At 67.2% G+C, this 5,981-nt stretch carries 6 protein-coding genes; 2 read left to right on the top strand and 4 right to left on the bottom strand.

Annotated features, from left to right (window positions below; translation table 11 throughout):
• Positions 1-99 precede the first annotated feature (99 nt).
• Together AAGA11_22410 and AAGA11_22415 are read left to right on the top strand one after the other, a co-directional pair.
• Positions 100-1,836 (top strand): DUF1800 family protein, encoded by a 1,737-nt coding sequence (locus AAGA11_22410; GenBank protein MEM9605629.1) that lies wholly within the window; start codon positions 100-102, stop codon positions 1,834-1,836.
• A 40-nt stretch (positions 1,837-1,876) separates the two neighbouring features.
• Positions 1,877-3,322: a DUF1501 domain-containing protein gene (locus tag AAGA11_22415; protein MEM9605630.1), complete on the top strand. Its 1,446-nt coding sequence runs from the start codon at positions 1,877-1,879 to the stop codon at positions 3,320-3,322.
• A 12-nt stretch (positions 3,323-3,334) separates the two neighbouring features.
• On the opposite strand, the gene AAGA11_22420 is transcribed toward AAGA11_22415, so the two are convergent.
• From AAGA11_22420 to AAGA11_22435, 4 genes are all read right to left on the bottom strand, one after another.
• Entirely contained in the window at positions 3,335-3,826 is a 492-nt protein-coding gene (locus AAGA11_22420) for a DNA-deoxyinosine glycosylase (GenBank protein ID MEM9605631.1), read from the bottom strand.
• Positions 3,823-4,911 (bottom strand): Gfo/Idh/MocA family oxidoreductase, encoded by a 1,089-nt coding sequence (locus AAGA11_22425; GenBank protein ID MEM9605632.1) that lies wholly within the window; start codon positions 4,909-4,911, stop codon positions 3,823-3,825. Before AAGA11_22425 ends, AAGA11_22420 begins: the two co-directional genes overlap by 4 nt.
• 14 nt (positions 4,912-4,925) lie before the next feature.
• On the bottom strand, positions 4,926-5,450 hold the full coding sequence (locus AAGA11_22430; protein ID MEM9605633.1) for a GNAT family protein: 525 nt from the start codon (positions 5,448-5,450) through the stop codon (positions 4,926-4,928).
• Positions 5,451-5,484: 34 nt separating this feature from the next.
• Positions 5,485-5,981 (bottom strand): UTRA domain-containing protein (locus tag AAGA11_22435; protein ID MEM9605634.1); only part of this gene is annotated, 497 nt, incomplete at its 5' end.

The raw sequence follows: 5,981 nt of genomic DNA on the forward strand, positions 1-5,981 counted from the left end.
CGCATGCGAGTGAATATGTTGATGCGATTGCGTCCGTGCCCGTGCTGTTCCCCCTCCCCGCGCCCGCTGCGGCGCAGCCGCTTGCCCCTGGGCGCCGCCGTGCCCGGCGCCGTGCTCGCCGCCTGCGACGCAGGCGGCGGTGCGACCCCCACTGGGCAAACCCGCACCAGCAGCACCGTGCTGAACAGCGATGACGCGGTCTCCGGTTTCCTGGTGCGGGCCGGCTTCGGCGCGACGCCATCAGACCTCGATCGGTGGCGCCAGCGAGACGCGACGGCATGGCTCCGGAACGAGTTCGCCAAGGCGCCGGAGCCGCTGCTGCCCGCCGCCCTTGCGGCGGCCGCACAGCAGCCGAACGGGCGCGTCCCCTTCAGCCACTACAACCGCTACCACCTCAAGCGCTCGCTGATCGAGTCCGACGCTGTTTTGCGCACCAAGATGACCTACGCGCTCTCGCACCTTCTGGTGGTCGGTGGCAGCGACGTGGTCGACCCGTTCAGGGCGTTCAGTGGCCTCTCCTACCACGATGTCCTCAACCGCAACGCCTTCGGCAACTACCGCGATCTGCTGACCGACGTGACCTACTCACCCGCCATGGCCGATTGGCTGACCTACCTGCGCAACGAGCCAGGCGACCCAGCGACGGGACGCGAACCGGATGAGAACTACGCACGCGAGCTCATGCAGTTGTTCACGATCGGCTTGCTTCAGCTCAACCGCGATGGCACCCCGAAACGGGACAGCCAAGGCCAGACCATCCCCACCTACTCCAACGAAGACGTGTCGCAACTCGCCCGCGTGTTCACCGGCTTCAGCCACGACGCCTCGGCGTACAAGGTCTGGGGAGACGAGCAGTACGCGGCCCGCGCGCGGCCGCTGAGGATCTTCGCCGACCACCACTCCACCCGCGCCAAAAGCTTCCTTGGCACCACGATACCGGCCGGGGTTTCCGGTGACGACAGCGTGCGTATGGCGCTGGACACGCTTTTCCTGCACCCGAACACGGCCCCCTTTGTGTCGCGTCAGCTGATCCAGAAGTTCACCACCAGCGACCCCGCACCCGACTACGTGGATCGAGTCGCAGCCAGCTTCGAAACCGGCCAGTACCAGGCGAGCGACGGCACCGTGTTCGGCGCCGGTGCTCGCGGTGACCTGGAAGCGACACTCGCAGCCATCCTGCTCGACAGTTCGGTTTTCGGTGTCGCATTCAACCGCATCGAGTCCGCCAAGGCCCGCGACCCGCTCTTGCAGTATGTCCAGTTCATGCGCGCCTTCGACGTCAGCAATCTCGAATACATCACGCGGGCCGGTCGAATCGGCAACCTCGACAACAGCGATTCCATCGGCATGGCGTATTTCGAATCGCCCTCGGTGTTCAACTATTTCAGGCCCGGCTACGTGCCGCCCGGCACGCGTGCGGGCGACCGCGGGAAGACGGTCCCGGAGTTTCAGGCCTTTCAGGGCGCCCGACTGGTCGGGTACACCGAGCTCATGACCGACCTGATTCTCGAGCGGGTCGGCCTGTGGTCCTGTCCGAGCCAACCGGGCTCCGACTTCACCGGGCTCGACCCGTGCAATTCGGCCGGCCCCGGCGACGCCTTCGCGCCAGACTGGAGCGCCCAGCTCGCACTCGCCGACGCGCCCGACGCGCTCGTGCGCCACCTCGACACGCTGCTGACAGCGGGCCGCATGAACCCGCGCGTGCGCGAGCGGATCACGGCAACGGTCGGCACGATACCGGTCGAACAGGCCACGCGAGACGACGACCTGCGCAAACGCGTGCAGGTCGCCGTGTTGATGGCGGTGACCGCTCCGTCTTACGCGGTGGTCTGGTGACACCACCGCGCCGCCACCTGCCCACGCTGAGGACCACCCCATGAGCTTGCACACCCAGACCCTGTCACGACGGCGTTTCCTGCACACCCTGGCCTCGCTCGGCGTGGGCGGCAGCACGGTCCTGTCTCAATGGGCCGCACCCGCCGCGCACGCGAGTCCGGCCGCCCCCGACGCCTACCGCGCGCTGGTCTGCGTGTTCATGTTCGGCGGCATGGACCACAACGATTTCATCCTGCCCTACGACGCGAGCCACTACGATGCCTTGCGCGCCGTCCGGCCCGACATCTTCGCCGCCCACGCGACCGAATCGCACGGCGCGTCTCGCGACCGCAGCAACCTGTTGCCCCTGACGCCACTGGACCAGATTGCAACCGAGGGCCGGCAGTACGCGGTGCCGCAGGAGCTCGGTGCGCTGCGCACTCTGTTCGACGCCGAGGAACTGTGCTTTGTCGGGTCGGTCGGGCCGCTGGTGCAACCCACGTCCCGCAGCAGCTACGAGTCGGGCTCAGTCGCCTTGCCGCCGGCACTGTTCTCACACAATGACCAACAGAACTACTGGCAGGGCCTGGCACCCGAGGGCGCGCGCTTCGGCTGGGGTGGCCGCTTCATCGACGCGCTGAGCCAGCAGAACAAGCTCGGCAGCACCGACGACTACGCCGCCATCAGCACCGCGGGCAACAACCTGTTGCTCGCCGGACGCGAGTCGCATGCGTTCAAGATCGGCTCGAACACCGTGACCGGGCCGCGCATCGAGGCCAAGAAGTGGCTGCTCGGCTACGGAGACGCCTACGACACCGTGCGCGCCAACATCGGTGCCCACTTTCGCGACACCTTCGGTGCAGACCCGAACATCCTGCACTCGGACTACGCCGACCTGCGCGCCGCAGCCCTGCACAAGATCGACAACTTCGGCTCGGTGTTCAACACACTGACCCCGTTTGCCACGTCGTTTCCGAGCAATTTCTTCGGACCGCACTTCCAGCGTGTCGCAAACGCCATACGGGCGTCCAGGGCACTCGGCGCCAAGCGTCAGATCTTTTTCATCGGCGCCGGTGGCTTCGACACGCACGCCGATCAGGCGGAGGACATCGCCTGGCGGCAGCAATCGTTGGCCGACAGCGTGATGGCGTTTCGTAATGCGATGATCGAGGCCGGTGCCTGGAACGACGTGACCGTGTTCAGCGGCGCCGACTTCGGCCGGACCCTGGTCGCGAACGGCTCGGGCACCGACCACGGTTGGGCCGGGCACCACTTTGTCGCCGGTGGCGACGTGCGCGGCAGACGCATCCTCGGACGGATGCCGGAGTACGACCCCGAAGGCGAGGAATACACGGTCTCTCGCGCCCGCTTGATCCCGAGTGTGTCGATCGAGCAGTACAGCGCCAGCCTGGGTCGGTGGTTGGAGGTCGATGACACGACCATCAACTCGGTCATGCCCAACCTCGCAAACTTCAGCGTGCAGGACCTCGATTTCTTCAAGGCCTAGCGCGCGCAGCAGTCAACGCAGCCAGGGTCGCAGTCCCTCACACCAGAGCGCGGCTTTCGCCTCGAACGTCAGCCGCGCATTGGCGGCGCTGCTCGACGGCAGTCCGACCACCATCACACCAGGCACGTAACCGACGTGCCTGGCGAAACTGCTCTCCGCCTTGCGCCCGTTCAACGCCACCACGCGGAGCGCGGGTGACCCGGAGAGCAGCGCACCGATGTCGTTGGCACGTTCGTCGCGGATCGCGCTGTCGAGACTGCCCTCACGCGTACACTCGGCGAGCACGTCCCAGAGCGCCACCCCGGCGTCTGACAGCATCGCCAGGCGCGCCGCGTAGTCCGGCGGCACGGCCGCCTGGTCAAGCACCACGGCCATCAAACGCCAGAACTGGTTCTGCGGGTGGGCGTAGTACTGCTGCTCGTGCAGCGAGCGTACGCCCGGCATCGAACCCAGCATCAGGACGCGCGGCGCCGCGGGCACCACGGGCGCAAAGCTCGAAATCACAGCGCCACCGAGTGTCCCGTGGCCGCACTCTCCTGCGCCGCGAGCCCGAGCTTCACGGACTCGATGCCGTCCGCGATGCTGACGACCGGGTGCCGCCGTTCGCCACGCACCAGGGAGAGGAACTCACGGTGTTGGTAGAACGTCGACCCGTTGTGGTCACCGGCTTGCAACAACGTCGGGTCGACGGGCGTGTCGATGATGCGCGGTCCGCGCGGTTCGCGCGGGCTCTCGATCACCCGTGGTGTGGGCACGGGACCAAGGTGGGCGGGCCAGAACCGACCGGGACCGGGCACATGGCACTCGATCTTGCCCGTGGGCCCGACCGCCGAGATTTCCTCCTGATAACGGGACCCTTCGGCAAACATGCACAGTTCCAGCATCGCGCGCGCGCCGTTGTGGAAATCTACCAACACGTAGCCGTGATCGGCGATGTCCGGCGTCTCCCCCGCGTAGGCCTCGTCGAGGTGGTTGACTGCCTGGCCCGCGCTGGCCATGACCCGCACCGCATCGGCTTGCAACACCAGGCGCATCAGGTCGAAAAAATGGCAGCACTTTTCGACAAAGGTGCCGCCGGTGAAGCGGTTGAAGCGGTTCCAGTCGCCGACTTTTTCGAGGAAGGGAAAGCGGTGCTCACGGATGGTCAACATGCGCACGCCACCTGTCGCAGCACCCGCCCGCTCGCAGAGCAGCGCAATCGGCGGCATGTAGCGGTACTCCATCGCAACCCAGACGGGCGCTGCATAGTCGCGCGCAAAGGCGCGCATGCGCGCGATGTCGTCCGCGTCGGTCAGCAGTGGCTTTTCGACCAGGACCGGAATCTGCCGCAGACTCGCAATTGCGTGCAGCTGGTCGACGTGGCAGTGGTTCGGCGACGCGATGACCAGGCAATCGAGGCGCGGCAGCCGCAGCAGCGCGTCGACCGAGTCAACCCGTGTCGCTTCCGGCGCGAGCGCCTGGGTCTGCGCGGCCATGCTGTCGTCGGGTTCGAAGAACCCGGCCAGTGCCGTGTCTGGCAGGAGTTGAATGTTGCGGATGTGTTCGTGCCCCATCATGCCGGAGCCGATCAGTCCGTAGTGCGTTGTCATGCGTTTGCCGCTCGTCAAAGTGGGGGTACGGGATCGGTGGCCAGCCGCCCGAACAGCGCCGTGTCCAACCAGGCGTCCCCGTACCGGAAATTGCTGCGCTGCGTACCCTCGTGCAGAAAGCCGCAGCGTTCAAGCACGCGCCGGGACGCCGTGTTGCGCGGGTCGGTGGTCGCGCTCAACCGCCGGAACCCGAGCTCCCCGTGTGCCAGCCGTGTGATGCGGTGCGCCGCCGCAGTGGCGAGGCCACGGCCCGCGTGCCGTGCACCGACAAAGTAGCCGAGTTCGGCGGTGTCCTCCTGCACGTTGAACACCGACACCCAGCCCACGACGCGATCCGACACCCGGAGCAGCCAGGACTGACCCGGGCCGCTGGTGTCGGTCAGCGACGCCAGAAAGCGCATGGCATCGCCGGTGTGCCGGTAGGCCGGCACGTGCATGTATTGCATCTGCCCCGGGTCCATGACCTCGGGCACCAAGGCGTAGCAGGCCGGCGCCGTCGCCGGGGCGAGCCGCAGCTCCTCCCCGTCCCGCAGCCGCACGCAGACACACAGGCTTCCCCGTGCTGGGCCCGGATCAGCGGAGTCGTTGCACATAGACCGCCTGGTTCGGGTCGAACCAGGTCCGCGAGAACTCCACACTGTCGCCGCCGGCGGACCAGGCAGTCCGTTCGATGTACCCCACACACGTGGCGTCGAACCGCACCGGCGCCCACGCCGGCAACGGAGCCACCGACACGGCGTCGGTGGCGCGCGTGATCTGCAAGCCGAGCTGGCCGAGGTAGTCCTGGTAGAGCGCGTCGGTCAAGCGCGCCGCATCGAGCCTGCCAGCCGCACCGTCGAGCCAGATCTCCTCCACCGCGATCTGCACGTCATCGAGCCAGCGCAACCGCCGGATGCGCGTGCCGTGGCTCGCGTTGCCGAACGGCTGGAGTTCGTCGGATTTCCGGGCCCAGCGCACATCGAGGATCCGTGCCCGGGGCTGACCCGGCCTCCGACCGCCGGCCCGCTCGAGTCGGAACAGCGAATACACCGCATCCCGTTCAGCACTGAAGCGCAAGATCGGAAGAGCAC

It is taken from the genome of Pseudomonadota bacterium (assembly GCA_039196715.1).
Taxonomy (GTDB): Bacteria; Pseudomonadota; Gammaproteobacteria; order CALCKW01; family CALCKW01; genus CALCKW01.